At 35.3% G+C, this 20,358-nt stretch carries 15 protein-coding genes and 4 pseudogenes; 8 read left to right on the top strand and 11 right to left on the bottom strand.

The features are described from left to right. Positions 1–618: 618 nt before the first annotated feature. The 3 genes and pseudogenes from NSQ84_RS08750 to NSQ84_RS08740 all read left to right on the top strand — a co-directional run. A pseudogene (locus tag NSQ84_RS08750) lies at positions 619–747 on the top strand (IS256 family transposase); the annotation flags it as partial. An 837-nt stretch (positions 748–1,584) separates the two neighbouring features. Beyond that, positions 1,585–2,967: an AAA family ATPase gene (locus NSQ84_RS08745; RefSeq protein ID WP_339212673.1), complete on the top strand. Its 1,383-nt coding sequence runs from the start codon at positions 1,585–1,587 to the stop codon at positions 2,965–2,967. After that, on the top strand, positions 2,957–3,943 hold the full coding sequence (locus NSQ84_RS08740) for a DUF4435 domain-containing protein (protein WP_339212671.1): 987 nt from the start codon (positions 2,957–2,959) through the stop codon (positions 3,941–3,943). The genes NSQ84_RS08745 and NSQ84_RS08740 overlap by 11 nt, the downstream gene beginning before the upstream one ends. Positions 3,944–5,085: 1,142 nt before the next feature. Here the strand turns inward: NSQ84_RS08740 and NSQ84_RS08735 are convergent. The 5 genes and pseudogenes from NSQ84_RS08735 to NSQ84_RS08715 form a co-directional block, all read right to left on the bottom strand. Continuing rightward, complete coding sequence (locus NSQ84_RS08735) at positions 5,086–5,319, bottom strand: transposase (protein WP_339212669.1); 234 nt, start codon at positions 5,317–5,319, stop codon at positions 5,086–5,088. Beyond that, complete coding sequence (locus NSQ84_RS08730) at positions 5,316–5,960, bottom strand: hypothetical protein (protein ID WP_339212666.1); 645 nt, start codon at positions 5,958–5,960, stop codon at positions 5,316–5,318. Before NSQ84_RS08730 ends, NSQ84_RS08735 begins: the two co-directional genes overlap by 4 nt. A 666-nt stretch (positions 5,961–6,626) precedes the next feature. After that, a pseudogene (locus NSQ84_RS08725) lies at positions 6,627–7,006 on the bottom strand (transposase); the annotation flags it as partial. A gap of 495 nt (positions 7,007–7,501) precedes the next feature. Then, a complete protein-coding gene (locus tag NSQ84_RS08720) occupies positions 7,502–8,683 on the bottom strand; it encodes an iron-containing alcohol dehydrogenase (RefSeq protein WP_339212663.1) in 1,182 nt (393 codons plus the stop codon). A 110-nt stretch (positions 8,684–8,793) separates the two neighbouring features. Continuing rightward, complete coding sequence (locus NSQ84_RS08715) at positions 8,794–9,642, bottom strand: N-acyl homoserine lactonase family protein (protein WP_339212660.1); 849 nt, start codon at positions 9,640–9,642, stop codon at positions 8,794–8,796. A 495-nt stretch (positions 9,643–10,137) separates the two neighbouring features. Here NSQ84_RS08715 and NSQ84_RS08710 point away from each other — a divergent pair, with 495 nt between their 5' ends. Continuing rightward, positions 10,138–11,793: a sigma 54-interacting transcriptional regulator gene (locus NSQ84_RS08710; RefSeq protein WP_242513793.1), complete on the top strand. Its 1,656-nt coding sequence runs from the start codon at positions 10,138–10,140 to the stop codon at positions 11,791–11,793. 172 nt (positions 11,794–11,965) lie between these two features. On the opposite strand, the pseudogene NSQ84_RS08705 reads toward NSQ84_RS08710, so the two are convergent. The 4 genes and pseudogenes from NSQ84_RS08705 to bioW all read right to left on the bottom strand — a co-directional run. Then, positions 11,966–12,133: pseudogene (locus tag NSQ84_RS08705) on the bottom strand (AAA family ATPase); the annotation flags it as partial. Beyond that, on the bottom strand, positions 12,130–13,227 hold the full coding sequence (gene bioF, locus NSQ84_RS08700; RefSeq protein WP_339212767.1) for an 8-amino-7-oxononanoate synthase: 1,098 nt from the start codon (positions 13,225–13,227) through the stop codon (positions 12,130–12,132). The gene bioF and the pseudogene NSQ84_RS08705, both read right to left, overlap by 4 nt. Before the next feature lie 147 nt (positions 13,228–13,374). Continuing rightward, a pseudogene (locus tag NSQ84_RS08695) lies at positions 13,375–14,023 on the bottom strand (aminotransferase class III-fold pyridoxal phosphate-dependent enzyme); the annotation flags it as partial. Then, positions 14,020–14,790 carry a 6-carboxyhexanoate--CoA ligase gene (bioW, locus tag NSQ84_RS08690; RefSeq protein WP_130156616.1) on the bottom strand — a complete coding sequence of 257 codons (771 nt, stop codon included), beginning with the start codon at positions 14,788–14,790 and terminating at the stop codon, positions 14,020–14,022. The pseudogene NSQ84_RS08695 and the gene bioW, both read right to left, overlap by 4 nt. Before the next feature lie 379 nt (positions 14,791–15,169). On the opposite strand from bioW, the gene NSQ84_RS08685 reads away from it, so the two are divergent. Both NSQ84_RS08685 and NSQ84_RS08680 read left to right on the top strand, forming a co-directional pair. Beyond that, entirely contained in the window at positions 15,170–15,313 is a 144-nt protein-coding gene (locus NSQ84_RS08685; RefSeq protein WP_327856797.1) for a hypothetical protein, read from the top strand. Beyond that, positions 15,310–15,609 (top strand): hypothetical protein, encoded by a 300-nt coding sequence (locus tag NSQ84_RS08680; RefSeq protein ID WP_327856798.1) that lies wholly within the window; start codon positions 15,310–15,312, stop codon positions 15,607–15,609. The genes NSQ84_RS08685 and NSQ84_RS08680 overlap by 4 nt, the downstream gene beginning before the upstream one ends. Positions 15,610–15,635: 26 nt before the next feature. Here the strand turns inward: NSQ84_RS08680 and NSQ84_RS08675 are convergent, their stop codons facing one another. Beyond that, entirely contained in the window at positions 15,636–16,097 is a 462-nt protein-coding gene (locus NSQ84_RS08675; protein ID WP_327856799.1) for a DUF523 domain-containing protein, read from the bottom strand. An 856-nt stretch (positions 16,098–16,953) separates the two neighbouring features. Here NSQ84_RS08675 and NSQ84_RS08670 point away from each other — a divergent pair. Next, positions 16,954–17,817, top strand: coding sequence for a polysaccharide deacetylase (locus tag NSQ84_RS08670; RefSeq protein ID WP_130156613.1), 864 nt, complete (start codon positions 16,954–16,956; stop codon positions 17,815–17,817). Positions 17,818–17,926: 109 nt separating this feature from the next. Further along, on the top strand, positions 17,927–18,814 hold the full coding sequence (locus tag NSQ84_RS08665; protein WP_130156611.1) for a carbon-nitrogen hydrolase family protein: 888 nt from the start codon (positions 17,927–17,929) through the stop codon (positions 18,812–18,814). Positions 18,815–19,039: 225 nt separating this feature from the next. Here NSQ84_RS08665 and NSQ84_RS08660 read toward each other — a convergent pair whose 3' ends face one another. Continuing rightward, complete coding sequence (locus NSQ84_RS08660) at positions 19,040–20,332, bottom strand: MFS transporter (RefSeq protein ID WP_144598015.1); 1,293 nt, start codon at positions 20,330–20,332, stop codon at positions 19,040–19,042. Between the last annotated feature and the right edge of the window lie 26 nt (positions 20,333–20,358).

Here is a 20,358-nt window from a genome sequence, read left to right as displayed (position 1 = left end):
CATCAGTGGAAAATAAATCCAACGGCTCATCTTGCCGTATCCAATTCCTTTTTGATAATTCTGAATTTTCTCACTTTATATCAGTAAAGCGGTTACAACTTGACCGATTGCCTATCGTTCAACTGCACGATCTCCCCTCGCTTTCGTTTTTAATAAACGGACATTTATTTAGATTTTTTAAATAACTTTCAAATTAATGTATTATTTTACATATGTTTCAAAAAATGTTTCAGGAAAATGATGGATACATTTTTATTAAAGCGAAATGAGGAGGAGAAATCAAGATGATAAATAGAAAATTCCGACAAAAAAACAGAAAAAGGTACAAATATTTTTTTGAAGTATGAGCAGCTCTCTTCTCTGACAAATAAACATAGGATTGGAAAAAAAGAGTTTTTTTGGAATTGAAATAACATATTATTCCAAACATTTTTTAAATTTCCATTTAAGACCATTCAAATGTTGATTTTAAAAGGTTTAATGTGATCTACGTTAAAATTTCTGGAGCATGTTACGATGAATATAAAAGAAAAGGCACATCTATGTCCAAAATGAGTGGAAATGATTTTGTAAGCAATAAAAAAACATACGAAAGAAACGAAGGAGCACTTTGAACCAATAGATCGAGTTTCCAAACAAACAAAGCACCTAAAGCCGATGAACAGTTTGAGCAGTTTAGAAGCCGCGGAAAAAGTCGTGTATTTGACTGTTCCAGATTTTAATGAGAAATGGGCAGGGCGAAAGTAACGAGCATTTGCCGAAGCGCATGAAGCCCTTCAACGAATGTTTGAAGAACGTTATTGTTAACCAAATATTGTAAATAAACAAAATAAGGGAATTCTCCCTTTCCTCACAGGAGACTGAATATTCAGTCTTCTGCGTGGAGGAAATATCCCTCTCAATTCTAAATGCATTTCAGAGATACCCTACCTATCTTACATTACACAAAATTCTTGACAGTACCTCTGATTCCTCTTCTTTTCCTTTGTCGAAATTTTAATTTAGATTTATATAAATACTATGATGGTCTCATATTTTTTCAAAATTACATGTCGTCATTCTTTCAATACATTAAAAAAAATAAACTTATATGGATTTTTTTACTACAAGAATATGGTATGAGTAAGGTTATACATACATAAAAATAAAAAACCATAACCCCTTGTAATATGAAGGATTTATGGTTTATAAACGGAATCGTATGAATATACCGCTATTCTTATTATATAACGAACAAGTTTACTGAGATTTTTCATCTTATTTTTTAATAACTATGTGACCAATTTGTGACCAAAAAAATTAAACTCTTGAGCCTGCGGATGAAGGTTTCCTTTGATTGTATGCTTCACCGGGATTTACTAGGTAACCTAGTAAACACTTAACCATTTAATTCAAGCCCTTCTTTTGCATGTATTATAATCGTATAATTCTCTTCTACATATTTTAGTTGTAGAGTGCCTAATCTATTAAAACATATCCTCCTTTATTTTCCATAAACAATGAAAATTATAACTCTAAAAATTGTATTCTATATAATAAATTAAAAATGTTATTATATTAATGAATTAACTAAGGAGGGATATAATGGATTCAATGTATGAAAATCAAAATATTCGTCTTGAACGTTTTGAAATAATTGGGTTAAACGGAGATAAAGATGTTTCTTTGACTTTTGATAACAATATTAGAATTTTACTAGGTGAAAATGGAACAGGAAAAACTACAATCCTAACGACATTATATTACATATTATCTAGGAAGTTTTATCAACTTAATAATATTGAATTCTCCGAAATTCATTTACACTTATCTTCAAATGAAGTAATAACTTTAGAAAAAGAATGGCTTTCATTAAGTCTGAATGCTGAGGCGAATAGATATTATAAACATCTAGAAAATTACTTAAACGAAGAAGAACTCCATGAAGCATTAAATATAGTATATGGGAAGGGGTCGTTACAAAATTTTAGAAATCAGTATTATGATAAGATTAAAAGCAAAGGTATTCCGTTTGCTCATATAAACAGATTGATTATGCATTTAAGAAGAACAATAGAGGAAAATAATTCCTATAAATATAATGAAAAGATATATAACGTCGATAGAAAAATTAAGGATATATTCAATCAAAAAATACTTTATTTTCCTACATACAGAAGAATAGAAGAAGAGTTAGAAAAATTAGGACTTAACTTACATGAAAATTTATCCAACGAATTTGGAATAATAAATTTTGGTATGGATGATGTTCAAAATATTTTTAACAAAATAAAAAATGATATAAAAGAGGAATCACTTAAAAGTTATTCAAAAGTAACTGGTGATATGATAAAGCATTTAATTTACCCAGAAGAACAATCTTCCCATGAAATAGAAAAAGACGTACTTAAAAATAGTGAAATACTAAAAATTGTATTAGACAGATTTGGTAATGATTTAGATATAGCAGACAAAGAGTATATTTCTAATTTAATAGTTACTGATAAAATCTTTAGAAAAGAATATAATTCATTACTTTTTTACTTAAATAACCTAATAAATAACTATATGAAGCATAAGAAAAGAGACGATTCTATAAAAGAATTTGCAAAGATATGTAACAAATATTTGGTGGATAAGGAAGTAATTTTCAATGAAAGTAATGGAGAATTATTTATTCAGACTATAAAAAAACGAAGAAAAGTTGAATTGAGCCAGCTCTCTTCTGGTGAAAAACAAATTGTATCTATATTATCACGAGTATTTCTAGATTTTAATAATAATTTTATTATTTTATTTGATGAACCAGAACTCTCTCTTTCAATCGAATGGCAAGAAATGCTATTACCAGACATAATAAATTCAGGCAAATGCTCGTTTTTATTTGCAGTAACCCACTCTCCTTTTATTTTTGATAATCAACTCGACAAGTATGCTATGGGAATCAATATGTTTGTAAAGGAGAGATTACAAAATTATGGAGAATAATAATAATGAAAATCTAAGCCGAGACGAAATCCTTAGAAATAAAAGACAAAAAGGCTTAGTTGGATTTCATAAGTTCTTGTTAAAGTATAAACCACATAAAAATATTCCCTACTGTTTTGTAGAGGGAGAAGATGCTAAATATTATGGACCAAGGGTTACAATGGTTTGTCAGAAAGAGCCAGAATTTATCAGATGTAATGGCAAAAAAGGGGTTATAAAAGCATACGAAGAAATAATTAAACATCAAGAATACAACGAGGTGAGATTGTTTTTCTTTGTTGATAGAGACTTCGATGCACCACTTAATAATCCAAAAATTTATGAAACTCCTTGTTATTCTGTAGAAAATTTGTATAGTTCTCCAAATGTACTAGAAAGAATATTAAAGCGTGAATTTAATCTCGAAGAAACAGATGTTGATTTCCAAAATGCTATGGATACCTTTCTTAAGAGACAAAAAGAATTCCATGATAATATTGCTTTATTAAATGCTTGGATTGCTTGTTGCAAAGAATATATGTCTAAAACAAAAAAAGAAATAAAACTACGATTAAATAATTTATCATTTAAAGAACATTTAATTGACGTTTCTTTAGAGAAGGTAACTGCTAAATACACAATAGAAAAAATTGAAAAATTTTTGGAGATACCAGTGAGCATTCCAGCATCTGTTCTCGAAAATAAACTCAAACAAATGAATAGTCATCCCATGAGAGAAATAATCTTTAGAGGAAAGTTTGAAATAGCATTTTTTATATCAATTCTAGATAAATTAGTTGAAGACAGAAATAAAAAAGAAGGAAGAAAGGTTTTCCAAAATAAAGGAAAGGTAAGACTGCCACTGGATGTAAATCCTTTAACAGTACTATCTAGTTATGCAGATGTTCCCGACTGTTTATATGATTATATAGAAAAGCAGTGGCTTATGAAAAGTGAGATACCTAAACAACATACTGCACATAACCCTGTCAAGTAGACAATGAAAAAAAGAGTATATTAAGCTGCGGTCTTTTCTCGATATTCAATTAATATGAATAGAAACGGTAACTTAAAGAACCAAACAAATTTATAAACCCACTCCCTTGTTTAGTATAATTTCGTTTATTGTAAAGTCAAGACAACATTAAGTAATAATTGTAATCGTATCATCTAGGAATTGAGTCAATCCCTATCTTTAGATGTGTTATGGTTACTAAATGAAGCTCAATATGTCAAAAAACTGTAAACCCACTACCTACCTAAAAAAGCACTCACCGATTGATAGCGAGTGCTTAAATCTTTAATAACATTTTGTTGTCTTATGCTATGCTAGCAACATATAACTTATATGTTATATCCAAAGTTGAATGTCCTGCTAACTGCTGAACAGTTTTCACATCCACACTATTCTTTACGACACACTTATAGTAAGGTAGAATTGACATGATATTAACACCAAGTAAAATAACCATCTTCTGGTATAACAACTGCTGGTCTAACGCATTGAATAAGGAACATAGTTCTCCTATTTGGATACTTGGACCCGAATTCTTCAAAAAAATAATCATCTAGTGTATATCCGTCAATTTCTAAATCAATATCAACGTGCCTACGAGAAAAATCTGTATCAGTCATATCTATTTACTTTTCCCTTAATTACAGTAATAGTAAATATGAAAATATCGTTCCATGCCTAATTCTTTTACACTTTGTGCAAGGTTTAGCTCCCTCATATGAACTGGATAAGTATCATATAAAATACTTAGAGCATTTAAACCTGCCATTGATATATTCTCTCCTCGAAATATCATCCTTTTTACGTCTTCAATTGTAAAAATAATCACCAAATTCTCTACAAATAGAATAAAGTTTATCTTGAAGTGTATTCCCTTCTAATTGTACCACGTAAATTATTACCTAGTGAGGCGGCTTTATTTAATATATCCTCTATCTGAATAAACTGCTTATAATATTGGCCACCTTCTACTTCCATCTTTTGTGTTAAGAACTCTCTCGTTTCATTATCGTTTATTTTTGTAGAGTACTGAATGAGCTTCTGTATTATTTTTTTATAACAGTTCTATGTCAATTGTTGGGGTGCACTTGATGTGAAGTGTACCTCTTTTATATGTATGAAAGTTAAATAAGTGAGCATAATACCTTATTTCTAAGTCGTTGAAAGTTGCGAATACCATAAGACATTCGTTTAATGACTTTCATTTTATTGTTAATCCCTTCTAAATAACCGTTAGTGTAGGGATCAATAAACGAATTGATGATTTCTTTCTCCCAGCTTTTAAAGGTTCGTTTCATGTACTGATATTCGTCCAGTCCTGATTCGTCAATCGCTTGATACAGTTGTTCTAAGTTCAACCTTTAATAAAAGGGGATAATATGACTACATATTTATTAACTTTTTTAAAAAATGATACTCCGAATGCCATAAGAGCAAAACTAGATGCAAATAATGATCTTATTATGATGAATATTAAAATATTGCAATATGGATAATACACCTGTAAGTTTTGTAACATAATTCCTGAATCTATATACGATAACTTTTTATAATCTGGTAAACCGAATGTATTATGTCCTTGGATTGGAAAAGCAATAATTGCTAAAATTTCATTTACTAATAATGGTATAAATATTACAAAAAAGCTTACTAGAGTAATCGACATAGCTTTAGCTAAAATATATTTTTCTTTGTGTACCCTTGTATGAATAAAGTTACTTAATCCCCAATTTTTTTCTTCTAGGAATGACACAGAATAAATGATACTTACGGTTAGTGGCAGCAAGATCCCTACTATTGGTGACAAAGGTGTTGCGACAACGTTTGTAAGAATAGTACCAGTTGAAGCAGACATTACCTTAGATAATTCCGATCCATAATATTCTTTACACAAAATAATGTAGTCTAAAAATATTGCACAAAAAACAGCTATAAATGCTATCTTGAACTCTATTCTTTTCATACACTTACTAAGTTCAAGCTTAATTAATTGAATCATGCCATCACCTCAATATTTTACTACTTGCATGGTACAGCTTAAAAAGGTCAGTGTTTTATCATGTCGGCATATTATCTAATAAAAAACATTCTGAGTTTTTATTCGCACGGTATATAAGAAAAAAGGATAAGGGAATCTATTTGTAAGTAGTCCTTATCAAGTTTTCACAAACAAAATTAGACTTTTATCATCCTTCATTTGATGGATTTTTTGAAATTACTTTTTCTTCAATTGATTGAATATATACATTTAAATTTAATAAATATTAAAAGGAGCTGTCCAGAAAGTCAAAATCCATTGAAAACGAAACATCATAAACATTGATATATCAACATTGCTAAAACATTAAAGGGACGTCTATAAGCCGGAAAATCGACTTATTAGACAGCCCCTTTTTAGCATTACTTGTAATTAGAAGTCTATTTATAATAACCAAACCGAATCGATGAAAGTTAATAAAAACATACGGCTAGGATATTATTGACAAGTTGATAATCCAAATACTGTAACTAACACTAGTATTTTTTCTTTAAAATATAATAATAGACTTTAATGGTAAAAATTCTTATAATAGGAAAAAATTATTACCTTATTAAAAAATACTATATCAATATTTTGGAAGTCAATATCTTATTTTTTAATATTTTACAACACGACCAAAAGAAATTAGACAAAACGTGGGCTACTTGCCGTCTGAAGTTCATTTTGCCAATTGAGAGGAAGTTGCCCAAAAAGAAGTTGACGTTCAAAAGAAATGAAAGTAAGCCCCTTTTGCACCTACTTCTATAGCCATCTTAACAGCACGCAGGCAATGACGACGCAAACGACTAATTGTAGACTGCGTTTTCTATTGTCCCAAATAGGATACTGCTTGATCCACCGAAAAGATCTCGACCGTGCAACGTTTTGGATACATATCGGCGATCTTTTCCGCCGATAGTCAAAACATTGGTTACAATGCGAATCTCATGTCCATGGGTGTCACGAAAGATGGCCACTCGATAACGTTTCTTCGAACGGCATTGCTTTGTTCCTAGTTGACATGTTGTTTTCTGAAAGAAAAAAATACAGAGTTTTGCAGTATATCTATATCCAAATTTTGTATAAATATACATATATGCGATCTATCCATCAAGGGCTTGGCATGGATCCTCTGTAGCCATGATTCTTTAGCCAAGCACCAGCTTCAACAGTTTCGGCAAAACCAAAAAAGGTTTTCATGTCCCCCCCTCCATGTAAAGCACCTTGTATATCACTGCGTAAGGATTTTGTAATTCTCTGCACTTTTATTTTGCAAAAACAGAGTTGTGAAAGTGATCCATGATTTCAAGGTTTGTCCTTCCCTCATCAAAATATTTCTTCACAACATCTAATTTATATTCTTTACTGTATGTTTTTTAATTTTTACCTATAAAAATACCCCCTTCTAGTAGACAGTGACATCCCTTTCTTTTTTCTGTCTAACTATAAGGGGATAATATCAAAAATCTGGCCCTTATCTTCCTTTCAACTGTGAATTATAAAACTCAAGTTATCGACAATTATGACGGTTCCGTTACTATCCCTTGAAAGGCTGACTGATATATGGTTCGGATATCTTCTTTATTAAGCTTCATTGGACTTCTTGCGAGCAATCTTTTTTGTTTCACCCCGTCTTCCGTCAATTTTTCGATCGCACTTTCCGGAATGCCGAATTCTCCCAAAGTTGTCGGAATTCCGACATCTGCCACTAATCTTTTTAGTTCCTCGACACATTGATAGGAAGCTTCTTTTTCAGACAAATAGCTTGAATTCTCGCCTAGAGCATTCAATATGTCCACCATTCTTTTTTGGCAGCTTTTTCGGATGTAGCCCATCACATATGGCAATAAAACTGCATTGGAATCGCCATGGGCAATATGAAATTGTCCTCCAAGCGGATAGGCTAAAGCATGTACGCCTGCCACGCCGGCATTAAAAAAAGCTAATCCGGCAATATAGCTGCCGTAACTCATATCAATCCGCGCCTGTTTATCATTTCCGTTTAACACAGCTTTACGGATGGAACGGCTGATCAGTCTCATCGCTTGCAGGGCAAGACCGTCTGTTACCGGATTGGCATTGATTGAGACATATGCTTCCACTGCATGTGTCAATGCATCGATCCCCGTTGCAGCGGTCACTTTCGGCGGGACAGTGACAGTTAGTTCCGGATCAATAATTGCTACATCAGCGAGCAAATAATCATGTGTTACAACATCTTTCGTACTTTCTAAAGATAAGACAGAAATATTAGTGACTTCAGAGCCCGTTCCGGAAGTTGTGGGTATCAAAATTTTGGGGAGACCTTTTTTATCTACTTGATTTGTACCTGTTAAATTTAAATAACTTTCCACTGTTCCTTTATGAACAGACAAGACTGCTGCAAGCTTTGCCAAATCCATTGCGCTTCCTCCGCCTAAACCTATGACGAGATCGAATTTGTTTTCTCTCGTATAGGCGACAAGCTTTTCTCCGATTTGAAACGGAGGCTCTGGTTCGATGTCAGTATATACATCAATGCTGTATCCTTTTTCTTGTAATGGAGATGTGACGCGGTCAACGAGCCCTATGTCATTCAACACCGGATCTGTCACAACAAAAATTTTCTTAGGTTGATATTTTTCAACTTCCGGAACAAGCTGGCTTAACGAACCCCATCCAGTATAACATAAAGGTGTAAAAACTAGCTTTGAATGTGTCATGACTCTCCTCCTTCACACCCTGGAATGTTCTCTTAAAGCATCGACATTTGTGTTCTTTAAAATCGAAATGGACGTTTCCACCCATTTCTTCTATATAAACTCGGGAAATTTTATTCATAATATCCTTCCGTCGATTTTCTGAATCCTTTAAATTGTTCTGCATCATGCCCGAACCATACTTGGGAATTTGTTTCTTTGGCAATCCGGCGAATTCGTTCGACCGTTTTCGCATATCCGAGAGAATCATAAATAATTCCAGGTGGCTTGATTGGCGGCCCGTAGCTTTCTGCCGTATAGATCGCATCAGATGCAAGAATGATGCCGCCAGTTTCAGGAAGGTGTACATGAAGACCAAGCATTCCCCAAGCATGACCGCTGCCAAAGTTTAAAACTTTCACCCCTTCCGCAAGTTCAACATGATCTTCATCCCGATTGATTGTCCTCCATTGAAGATTATTTTTTATCCATGCATCAATATCTGCCCAAATGTATGCCCCTTCTTTTTGGTTGCGGGCATAAGATTGTAATGTGCCGTTAAATTCGTCTTCATGTACGACAACGGTTGCGTTTGTAAACATTTCTAAGCAGCCCGCATGATCGAGATGAAGATGAGATGCCACAACAAATTTAATATCCTCTGGTCTGACCTTTAATTGCTCAAGTCGGTTATGCAAGTAACATTCTTCGCTCGCTGTCCATGGGAACGTTTTTTGCGTCGTTTCAGACCAGCGGCCTGCTGGACCCATGGAATTTGGATTACATGCCGTGTCAAAAAGAATTTTTCCTTCAGGATGGTCAATTAAAACGGTATAAATCGGGAATTCGACAAACTCAGTCTGGACGTTCGGATTGTCAATGGTTGCTGGATTGTGCATCGCAATCATCCAGTTTTTGTCCATTTTCATTCGGCCGTTGTCCATTACATACAGTTTCGGGTGTTTTTTAATAATGTTTGCCATAAAAAACCCTCCTATAATGAAATAGAAAATGTCAATCAAGACATGAGATAATTCTTAAATGACGACATGTAAAAATGTGTTCTTGTTTTTATTTCAACATTCAGCCATTTCTACCACAACATATTCCAAATTCCGTAAGCGCTTTCTTTATACAGTACAAGAAATACTGCTGAAAGAATAGAGGCAGTATATTCTTTTTTTCTATTCATTCATCATTCGTTCTACTTTCCCCCTCCTTATTTTTTGCTCATCAATTTAAATGCAAAATGCATGCCAAAAAAAGCTTCTTACAAACAAAGGGATTTTTAAGCTTCTTTACTGAAAACTGTTGAAAAATTTCACCATAAAAAAGGATTAATAATCGAAATTATCGAAAATATATGGTGAAATTATTCACCAAACGGTTGAAAAAATTCACCAATCAGATGAAAGGTTGTGATTATAATCAAAGCAAACTCTATTAATTCCTTAACTTGGGAAAATATTTTTTCATGCATGCATAACGGAGTAGTTGTCGTCGATCGAAAAGGAAACATTGTTGTGATGAATGCTGCTGCAAAAAAGTTATTGCAAGCGGAAAATGGAAACTGGGAAGGAAAGCATATTCAAGAACTCGTCCCTCACACAAAAATTTTGGAGGTTGTGGAAAGCGGCGATCGTTCAATCGGTCAAAAAATGATACTAGCGGACAGACAATGTATGGTAAACCGGACTCCTCTGTATCAAAACGGCAAGCGCATCGGTGCGATCAGTGTTATTCAAGATATTACTGAAATCGAGCAATATCGCAGCCTACTAACACAGCTTGAGGCGATTATCGAGTTTTCAACTGACGGCCTTTATGTTGTTGACCAAGAAGGGATTACGATCTATGTTAATTCCGCATATGAAGAGATTACAGGTTTTGAACGCACAGAACTGGTCGGAAGGCATATGAGGGATCTGATGACGAATGGTTATATTGACCAGTCAGTATCTCTCTTAGTTTTGGAAAAAAAGAAACAAATTTCCATTATGCAAAAAATAGGAGGCAAAAAAGATGTCATTGTCACCGGAAATCCGGTATTTAATGATCAAGGAGACGTTGAGCTCGTAGTAACGAGCGTAAGGGATATCACACAATTAAATAAACTTAGAAAAGAGTTAGAAAAAGCAAAAAGTATTTCCGAAATAAACCAAAACCGTTTTTCGGCTCATGTGAACGGATCAGAACAAATGTTTATATGCAACAGCAAAAAAATGAAAAACATTTATGTGAAAGTAAAACAAGTGGCGCCTTTTCCAACAAGCGTCCTTTTAACAGGCCCTTCCGGAACAGGAAAAGAGGTGATCGCCAATTTTATCCATCATCACAGCCAACGGAAACAAAAGCCGTTTATTAAAGTGAATTGCGGGGCCATTCCTGAACATCTGCTTGAATCTGAACTATTCGGCTATGAAAAAGGTGCATTTACTGGTGCGAATAAAGAGGGGAAAATTGGTCTGCTTGAATTGGCGGACGGCGGAACCGTTATGCTTGACGAAGTAGGAGAAATGCCTCTCTCTTTGCAGGTAAAGTTATTACGAGTATTGCAAGAAAAGCAAATTCAGCGAATAGGAGGCAGGGAGCCAATTAAGCTTGATATTCGATTTATTTCTGCAACGAACAAAGATTTAAAGCAACTTGTTTCAGAAGGAAAATTTCGTGAGGATCTTTATTACCGTCTGCATGTTGTTGAAATAACTGTTCCGCCCTTATCTGAACGCCAAGAAGATATATCACCGCTTATTGATCATTTCTTTTCATACTTTTGCAAGCTTTACCATGTCGATAAAACATTGTCAAAAGAAACTAAGAAGGCTTTAACGAGCTACCATTGGCCAGGAAACGTCCGAGAATTGAAAAATTTAATAGAAAGCATGATCGTATCGGTTCCCTCTCAATTGATCGAACCGCACCATCTTCCTTTGCACATTCATGATCAAAAAGACGGTGAAGAAGCTTTGACGCTGAAACAGCGCGTGGAAAAATTTGAACAGCGAATTGTAAAAGATGTGATCAAAAAACATCCATCACTACGGATTGCGGCAAAAGAACTCGGCATCGACCATTCCACATTAGTCAAAAAGTTAAAGAGATGGGGTTTAGATCCAAAAAAAGCAAACATATAAACAATCTCGATTTCTGCTCATCTAAAGATTTTATTCTGTTGTGCCGGAGAAAAATAATTTGCAGTTGCCTTATCAAAAGAAGCGTCCTCATTTTTTTCAAACGCTCTATATTAAAGAAGTAGAATTTTTACATGGGGTGTCTCATAAGTCAATTTTCGACTTTGAGGTTCCCTTTTAAAAGACTTGTATCGCTTGTTGGATCATCACGAGAAATACCGCTTAAAAACGGTTTAAAGACGCCGACATCCATTCCCTTCTCTTTTAATACAGCTGCTAGTCCGCAAGCTATTATCGTTTTTCCAACACCAGTATCAGTTCCTGTTACAAAAAAACCTTTCATTTGATCATATTCAACTCTTTTCCGATTAATTTAAATGCATGCAACAAATAATCTATCTCCTTTAAGCTATGGTCCGCGGTCACCGTTAACCGAATTCTGCTTTCTCCGATAGGTACAGTCGGCGGTCGAATCGCCGGGGCATATATTCCTTTTTCTTGTAATCTTTTTGCAAATAGGACAGCCTTATGAGCATCTCCGATCAATACAGGAATAATTGGTGTATGATCTCCCTTCACGGTGTACCCCATTTCTTGTAAACTAGTTTTTATTCGTTTTGCTTTTATAAGCAATTGCTGTCGTTTTTCTTTACTATGTTCGATGATTTCCAATGCTGTATATGAAGCTGCACAAATAGATGGTGATAGTGCGGTTTGAAAGATAAAGGTTCTGGCATGATTTCGCAAAAAGTCAATGAAAACCTTCGATCCAGAAACGACCCCGCCTTCCGTTCCAACCGCTTTACTTAAAGCGCTAATCACTACATCCGGAAAGACGTGAAAAAATTCACTTGTTCCCCTGCCGTTTTCTCCTAAAACTCCTGTTGCGTGTGCGTCATCCACAATGACAAATGCATGATAACGTTGAGCAAGTGACATGATTTTATCTAAAGGCGCAATGGTACCATCCATACTAAAGACACCATCTGTGACAATAAAGCGTCGCCGTGATGAATTTGTTTCTTTTAATTTCTTTTCCAAATCTTCCATATCTACATGGTTATAAATGACGGTATCCGCTTGTGAGAGACGGCATCCATCGATAATACTCGCATGGTTTAATTGATCGCTAAAAATAACATCACCTTTTTCAGGCAATGAAGTAAGCACGCCGATATTCGCCAAATAACCGCTTGAAAACAGCAAGGCACTTTCAGTCTGTTTGAAATCTGCAAATCTTTTTTCAAGCTTTTGATGCCACTGCGTATTGCCTGTCGTTAGCCTCGAGCCGCTGCTCCCAACCCCAAACTCGTGCAATGCCTTTTCTGCTGCAAGAATCAAGCGTGAATCATTGGCCAAGCCCAGATAGTTGTTTGAGGAAAATACTATGTACTTTTGGCCATCTACGTACATTTCGGGACTAGGTGCAGTATTCATTGTTCTAAGCGTCCGATACAAGCCGGATTCCTTTGTCTTCGCTAAACGGTCGTTTAACCATCCATAAAAGTTCAACGCTTGTCACCTCATTATGTCTTTAAAAAGCAAAACCTCTTTTTCTGTTACCCGTGACAATTGCATCTTTCATCCTTGGACCATTGATTCAATTGTTGCGCAATTTCCTGATGCTTTTCCTTAAGCAGTTGTTCAAGTATGTTTAAGCATTCATCACGACAATGTTTCGGATCGCCGCTTTTTGACCGATAAACGTAAGGAATAGGTGCCTTAAAATTTTCAAACATTAATGACCCATATACTTGATGATAAAGCTGGATGGAACCGACACTTATGGCGCCGACCGTATCCTCATGATAGCCGTTTTGCATTGTAATAAACTTTTGTTTCTCTGTCTTATTGATATTTTTCCAATATTGAAACGCCATCTTAAGAGCAATTTCCATCGCTTCAGCTCCGCTATCTGAATAAAAAACACGCGTCAGCTTTTCAGGACTTATTTGAATGAGCTTTTCCGCGAGCTCTGTTGCTGGAACATTTGTCATGCCTAACAATGTGGAGTGGCCATTTTTTCGAGCTTTTTTTTAATTGCTTCGTCCAGTTCTTTTTTACGATGACCATGTACGTTAGTCAAACGGAAGAAAAGCCGTCATATATTCTTTTCCTTCAATATCTTTAACTTTCATTCCTTGGCCGCTTTCAATTATTAAAGGATGATCATCATCTGTGTAAAAGGTAGTCATAGATATTTTTTACTTTTTTCGATTAATTGTTGTTTCATTTCTCTACCTCCCAATGAATAAAGACTGGCTGTTTTTCTAAATAGTGAATATAGGCATTCAGATCTTTCCTGCAATCAACAAAAAAGATGCGGCAGCCGCGTTCATCTCCATATTCTTTTAGGTTTGTAATACGTTGATACCCCAGCTTTTTACTTGCAACATAGCCAGTAGTATATTCAGGATCGTCTGACCAACATAGTTCAGCGATGGTAGCCGGATGCGCACACACCTTTGTGGCAATCACAAGTGCTTCCCTGATTCTTGTACTCTTGGGCACATGAAAATAGTCTGCCCAATGTTCAAAATTCGTCTTCATCCAATCGATTCTTGAAACACGCACTCCCTTTTCCTGCCTATCATCAATACGTTTTCCTGAATGAACATCAATTAATATAGCGCCTCTCATTCCTGAATATTTCGTCCATTCTGTAAATGCTTTTTCAATAACCTGTCTTTCGATACCGACTTTCTCCAAAAGCAGCCTAGACAACTTTCGCCCTTTCTCTACTGTATCTGCCTCATTTGTGTCAATATGTAATGGTTGAATTCGTTTAATCGGTTCGTGAATAGATTCAAATTGAATTTGCATAAAATCCGGAGTACCTCTTGAGTGATGAAGTCCCTTTTCTAATAAAGCATTTACTGAATTTTTTAAATCACTATAGGTTGAAAGCAGTTCTCCACCAGATATATGTTTTCCGCCATGTTCATGAGGTCCATTCTTGGCAGCTCTCATTCTGACACTATAATACCTTTCCTCTTCCATTCGTTGGCCTCCTGCCTCCGTCATTTGTTTTTGTCAAAGAAATTCCTTCAAAATTCATTAAACTAATTAAAAAGCTATTTCTAATTTTTCAACCTACAATCTTTTGTTTTATGTTAACTTTTAAAATAAAATAGTTAACAATTAAATGATAAAATTGTTATCTATTAATGTCAATTGGTTAACTAAAATACGCACTCAAAATGGCAGCCAGTCTCGGGTGAAAGGAGCTTTTATTGAAGATAAGCGGTTAAGCTGAGTAGGAATGCTTTGCAAAATGTTTTTATCTTAAAAAATGCCGTCTAAAAGGATATGATTATTCCTCGCTTTTCCCATTCATTATCAGTTCAATGCCGATTTGAAAAAAATAATGTGGTCTTCGTTGAAATGGCTGGAACATGTTATAATGAGAAAGAATAAAAATGAAGAAATTTGGGCCCATCTTATAGCTAAGATGATTTTACAAGCGTTGAAGGAATTAGCGGAGCAACTAAAAAATCATACGGGAAACAAGGCAGCGCTTTGAACAAATCGATTAACGTTTTAAATCAAATGGACCAACGATTTGAACAAGTTGATCAACAGTTTGAACTAACAAAGCAGCAATTGACCGAAATAAATGAGCGGTTGGACCAAGTCGAAAAAAAGATTACCCAGATGGACAAACAACTCAATGATATAGCATCCGGTCTTTCTCTAAAAAATGACAAACCAACTGTTGCACAAACAACGGGTATTGTTGGCATTCAATTGAACAATTCAAGGATTCGTTCGTTATTCTATCAATCTAAATTATATGAACAGGAAAAAGCGGACTTTTAAAAAATCGATTCCAATTCAACTCGTAGTTAAAAAGAATCTAGTTCAGCAAATTGTTCTTCTGAAATGACCTGAAACCCGTTTCTCTTTAGTAAAGCAGCTGTTACCCCACTTCCAAACATTTTCTTTCCAGTAAATTCGCCGTTATAAATCATTGAACTGCCGCAGGACGGACTATTCTCTTTGAGAACTACTAATGTTGCTTTTATTTCTTTTGCTTTTTTTAAAGCCGCATAAGCGCCCTTTATGTAAAGCTCTGTCACATCGTTGCCTGACCGATCCACTACTTTCGCCTTTCCATCCAGTACATCCTCCCCGTTTCCACCGATGATCTCTGCAGGTTCTCTAGGAGTCGAAAATCCGCCTAATATTTCAGGACAAACCATTTCGGCTTTCTTCTCCTGAACTAATTTCCATATTTTATTATGTAAACAATGCGTCCCATTATACCTCACTTCTAACCCCGCTAAACAGGAGCTTACTAATATCATCAAATCACCTCTTTTGCAATTAATTTTCTTATGTTATACCTATTACAATTATAAATTGCTATATCGGAACAAATTTTTTGGCTAACGGCTTCACTAATGAAAATGACCCAATTATGATATCTTCTTCAGTTCTATTATATACCAAATGATGTTGTTTCGATATGTAACTTCAATATACGTATCTAATTTTGGAATTGCTATTACTAATTACTAACATACTAACTATAGAAAACTTTCGTAAATTTTTACCGCTTTTCTCTTTTTTCCGATAGTTTGCACATAGTTTCAAATGTCGAGACATACAGCCCAGTTAAAATTTATGTGTAAATTTTTACATCCTGCTAAACGAACCTAGATCTCAGGCAAATAAAACTGCTTCCTTTTTGCACAAAGCTAAGGCTTTATTAGTCATTCTGACCTCTTTTAATAATCTCCCGTTTCTTCCTCCGCAATGTTTAGATTAATAATTTTCTGATCAAAAATTTGAAATAGAGTTCAATATTAAGGGCTCTCTTGTTTAACAATCTAGAACATAATTCGTAATGAGTCAGGTATCGATTTAATTATTTTGAACAAAACTTGTCAGTTTGACGCATTCTTGAATTTTTCAAAGCGCTGATCGAAATTTCCTAAAATATCCGAAACATAAACAATATAAGCAAACGGTGCCTTCTTCTGCTGTTAGCATTGACGTTTGAAGCAGCTTCTTTGTTTTGGAATAATCCGACAAAAAATGTTGTTAAATGAAAAATCAAATAATTTTACACCATGCTAAAATAATCGGAATTTTCAAACCCTTAATCTTAAAACTATAATGAAAGCGCAATCAAATTTAACAAATAAGGGAGGAAATATAATGCAAAAAATCGGAAAACAACGAAACGGAAAAGTAAAGCTTCCGAAAGGAAAAAGAGTAGCAGTAAACATTGGGTGTGACTTTGATGCACAATCCATCTGGATCGGTTCTTTTAACCTCACTTCTCCTGCCTACATGTCACGTGGTGAGTTCGGCGCTGAAGTTGGTGCCCCAAGATTGTTAAAACTGTTTGACAAATACGGCATCAAAACAACTTGGTTTATTCCAGGTCATACTGTGGATACATTCACTGACATTTGCAAAGAGGTAGCGGCTCGTGGCCATGAAATTGGCCATCACGGGTATGTTCATGAAAATCCTACCACAATGAGCTATGAAGAAGAAGACAAAATCATGCAAATGGGGTTGGAATCCCTCGCCAAAATCGGCGTGAAACCGCGTGGCTACAGATCTCCTTATTGGGATTTTAGTCCAAATACATTGAGCATTTTAGAAAAATATGGGTTTAAATACGATAGCAGTTTGATGGGAAATGATCTTCATCCTTACTGGCCGAGACCGGTAGAAGTAAACGCTGATAAAGCGAACGTTTTCTTGAAAGAAAGCACCATATTGGAAATCCCTGTTTCTTGGTACCTCGATGATTTTCCACAAGTAGAATATATAACAGGTATACAAGAAGGGCAAAGACCTGCCCAAGATATTTTTGAGCGTTGGGCATCCATTTTCGATTATGCATGTGATCAAGAAGAAGGGGCTTGTTTCGTGTTGACGACACACCCACAAACAATCGGACGAGCACATATGATCCAAATGTTAGAAAAATTGATTCAATATATGGAATCCCGCGGTGCATGGTTTGCGACTCTCGGTGAAATCTATGACAACTTCTACGAAGAATAATATACTTCGCTCATAAAAGATACATTCCGTACACACTTACATCCTCCGTAAAATAAATCAATTTAGATTACGGAGGATCATTTACAAAATTAATTCTTGGAGGAAAAAAATGAGAAAAGTAACCATATCCGCTTGCCAGTTTCGTGTAGAACGAACAAAAAGTTTTGATGATTTTAAAAATCAAGTTGTTGAATTGATCGAGCAAGTTCCACAGCAATCCGACTATGTGATCTTTCCCGAACTATTTACCGTCGGTTTGCTGACCAGCTTTCCAGACAGCGAAAAATTAACAGCAAGAGATCTTATTTTGATTGACAAATACACTGATGATTATAAACAACTCTTTATCGAGTTGGCGGTAGAAAAAAAGCAGGTAATCATTGGTGGATCACACTTGGAGCGAAGAGACGACAAGTATTACAACATTGCCTATATTTTTAAACCAGACGGTACCTATATTGAACACAAAAAAACTCATATTTTTCCTTCGGAAAGCGACTGGAAAACCTCAGAAGGCGATGAATTAGCAGTTTTCGAGATTGGCCCTGCCAAAATTGCACTTGCTGTTTGTTATGAGGCTGAAATTCCGGAAATTTCAAGAATCTACAGCATTAATGGTGCAGAAATTATCTTCTGTCCTTCCTATACATTTACGGAGCATGGTTTTTGGCGTGTTCGTCATTGTGCACAAGCTCGATGCATCGAGAATCAAGTGTATTTCGTGCACTGTCCAACTGTTGGTGAGCCGGGTACACCTTTACCGAATGGATTTGGAAGAGCGTCGATCTTGAGCCCTTGCGATTCGGCTTGGTCTCCAAACGGTATCGTTTCTGAAGGAGAAACCAACAAAAATATGGTCGTGACAGGAACTGTAGATATAGATGAATTGTATGTAAATAGAAAAACCGGTGCTGCTACTACGTTCGTTGACCGTACCCGAAGAGAAAATATTTACACTAAATATGAACCTTACAGATCATATAACCGAAAAAAATAACGAAAAAATGCGTACCTTTCGGGGTATGCATTTTTTCGTTATAGAACGAATGCAGTATATTAATATTTTTTAAAATTCTCAATGTCCTTTCGAACGGTTAAATACGTTGTTACTTGATAGATGTATTGAAACAACCGAGTGTAAAAAATTGTTGCTTGCACTTGATACACAATCTTTGTTACGATATATTTCCTTTAATTTTGTATCAGGAAGAAGTCACCCCATTCAAGATATATAATCTTCCAGTTCACTTGAAGAAGGAATTTCTCGAATAATCCATAGTGGAATAAGTGCTAACGGCAATAAAATGATACCAGAAAACGAAATGGCTGTGTAATAGTCGTTTGCTTCAATAATATGAGGTGCCAAATAACTGATGACAGCCCAGCCAAGCCAGCAAGAAGCGGAACCGATCGATGAACCAGTGCCCCTGGCTCTTGTAGGGAAAGCTTCTGTAAAAATTCTTGGAATGGTTCCCCATATGCCCGCGCCAAAAAAGTTCCATAACAAATAGGCAGGCAAAAAAGCATTGAATGTTTGAGCAAAAAATGTCATCCAAATGGTCAGTGGTATGGAAATGACAATAAATAACAGGTTGGCAAACCTGATGCCAATAATCCCGCTGAGCCATCCGCAACAAACAAAACCTAACATGCTAACTAAGCTTCCCGCCCCTACAGTCCATATTGCTTCATTCCAATTTAATTCAAACGCATAATTCATCCAATAGGGAGCAAACCAGATTAACAAACCATATGCAATCACAACAAGATTCATATATACCCAGATTAATAGGGTATTTTTGAGTAACTCCCCTTTCATTAGCTGCAAATACGTAAATTTTAGAACCTCTTCTTTATTTATTTTAAATCTGTTTTGGCTCACAATTTCCTTTGTTTCGGCAGTATATGATTTAATACTTTGTCTAAATTTAACCAATTCCTTGAATCTAACAGGTTCTTTGATATACAAACGGACGACTATAACTAGAAATGCAGGAATAGATGCGAGATAAAAAGCACTTCTCCACCCCCATTCTGGTACAACGTATATTGACAAAAGGGTAGAAATTGCTGTCCCGGCAGGCCAACCCGCTGCCATAATCCCGACGATCCACCCCCGATGCTTGGCAGAAACTGATTCAATTAAAATAGTGGCGCCCACCGCATATTCTGCAAAAGCACTTCCGGTTGCAAGAATTCTGAAAATAGTCAGTGATTCGAAATTCCAAGATAAACCAGTCAAAAAGGTGCCAATCGACACCAAAAATAAAATCCATTGAAAAACTACTTTTCTTCCGAAGTAATCCATCAAAGGACCTACCACAATATTGAACACAATAGCTACAATGAATCCAGCCGCAACAATAATGCCAAATTCAGTTAAAGAAAAGTCAAACTCCTCCATTAAATGTGGAGCCACGAAGAAAAATATGGAGGTATCCATCGCGGAAATTGTCCATCCGATAAATGCTATTAATGTTACAAACATGCTATAACCTTGAATATCATTCTTCACTTATAATACCTCCGTACTATTTCCAT

This window comes from Aeribacillus sp. FSL K6-3256, assembly GCF_037965805.1.
GTDB classification, from domain to species: domain Bacteria; phylum Bacillota; class Bacilli; order Bacillales; family Aeribacillaceae; genus Aeribacillus; species Aeribacillus composti.
This window is presented reverse-complemented; position numbering and strand designations above follow the sequence as displayed.

Coding starts and splice junctions, on each gene's coding strand:
- NSQ84_RS08710 (WP_242513793.1), top strand. CDS start 10,138: ATGCATAACGGAGTAGTTGTCGTCGATCGAAAAGGAAACATTGTTGTG.
- NSQ84_RS08740 (WP_339212671.1), top strand. CDS start 2,957: ATGGAGAATAATAATAATGAAAATCTAAGCCGAGACGAAATCCTTAGA.
- NSQ84_RS08670 (WP_130156613.1), top strand. CDS start 16,954: ATGCAAAAAATCGGAAAACAACGAAACGGAAAAGTAAAGCTTCCGAAA.
- NSQ84_RS08745 (WP_339212673.1), top strand. CDS start 1,585: ATGGATTCAATGTATGAAAATCAAAATATTCGTCTTGAACGTTTTGAA.
- bioF (WP_339212767.1), bottom strand. CDS start 13,227: ATGAATACTGCACCTAGTCCCGAAATGTACGTAGATGGCCAAAAGTAC.
- NSQ84_RS08675 (WP_327856799.1), bottom strand. CDS start 16,097: ATGATATTAGTAAGCTCCTGTTTAGCGGGGTTAGAAGTGAGGTATAAT.
- NSQ84_RS08720 (WP_339212663.1), bottom strand. CDS start 8,683: ATGACACATTCAAAGCTAGTTTTTACACCTTTATGTTATACTGGATGG.
- NSQ84_RS08730 (WP_339212666.1), bottom strand. CDS start 5,960: ATGATTCAATTAATTAAGCTTGAACTTAGTAAGTGTATGAAAAGAATA.
- bioW (WP_130156616.1), bottom strand. CDS start 14,790: ATGGAAGAGGAAAGGTATTATAGTGTCAGAATGAGAGCTGCCAAGAAT.
- NSQ84_RS08665 (WP_130156611.1), top strand. CDS start 17,927: ATGAGAAAAGTAACCATATCCGCTTGCCAGTTTCGTGTAGAACGAACA.
- NSQ84_RS08715 (WP_339212660.1), bottom strand. CDS start 9,642: ATGGCAAACATTATTAAAAAACACCCGAAACTGTATGTAATGGACAAC.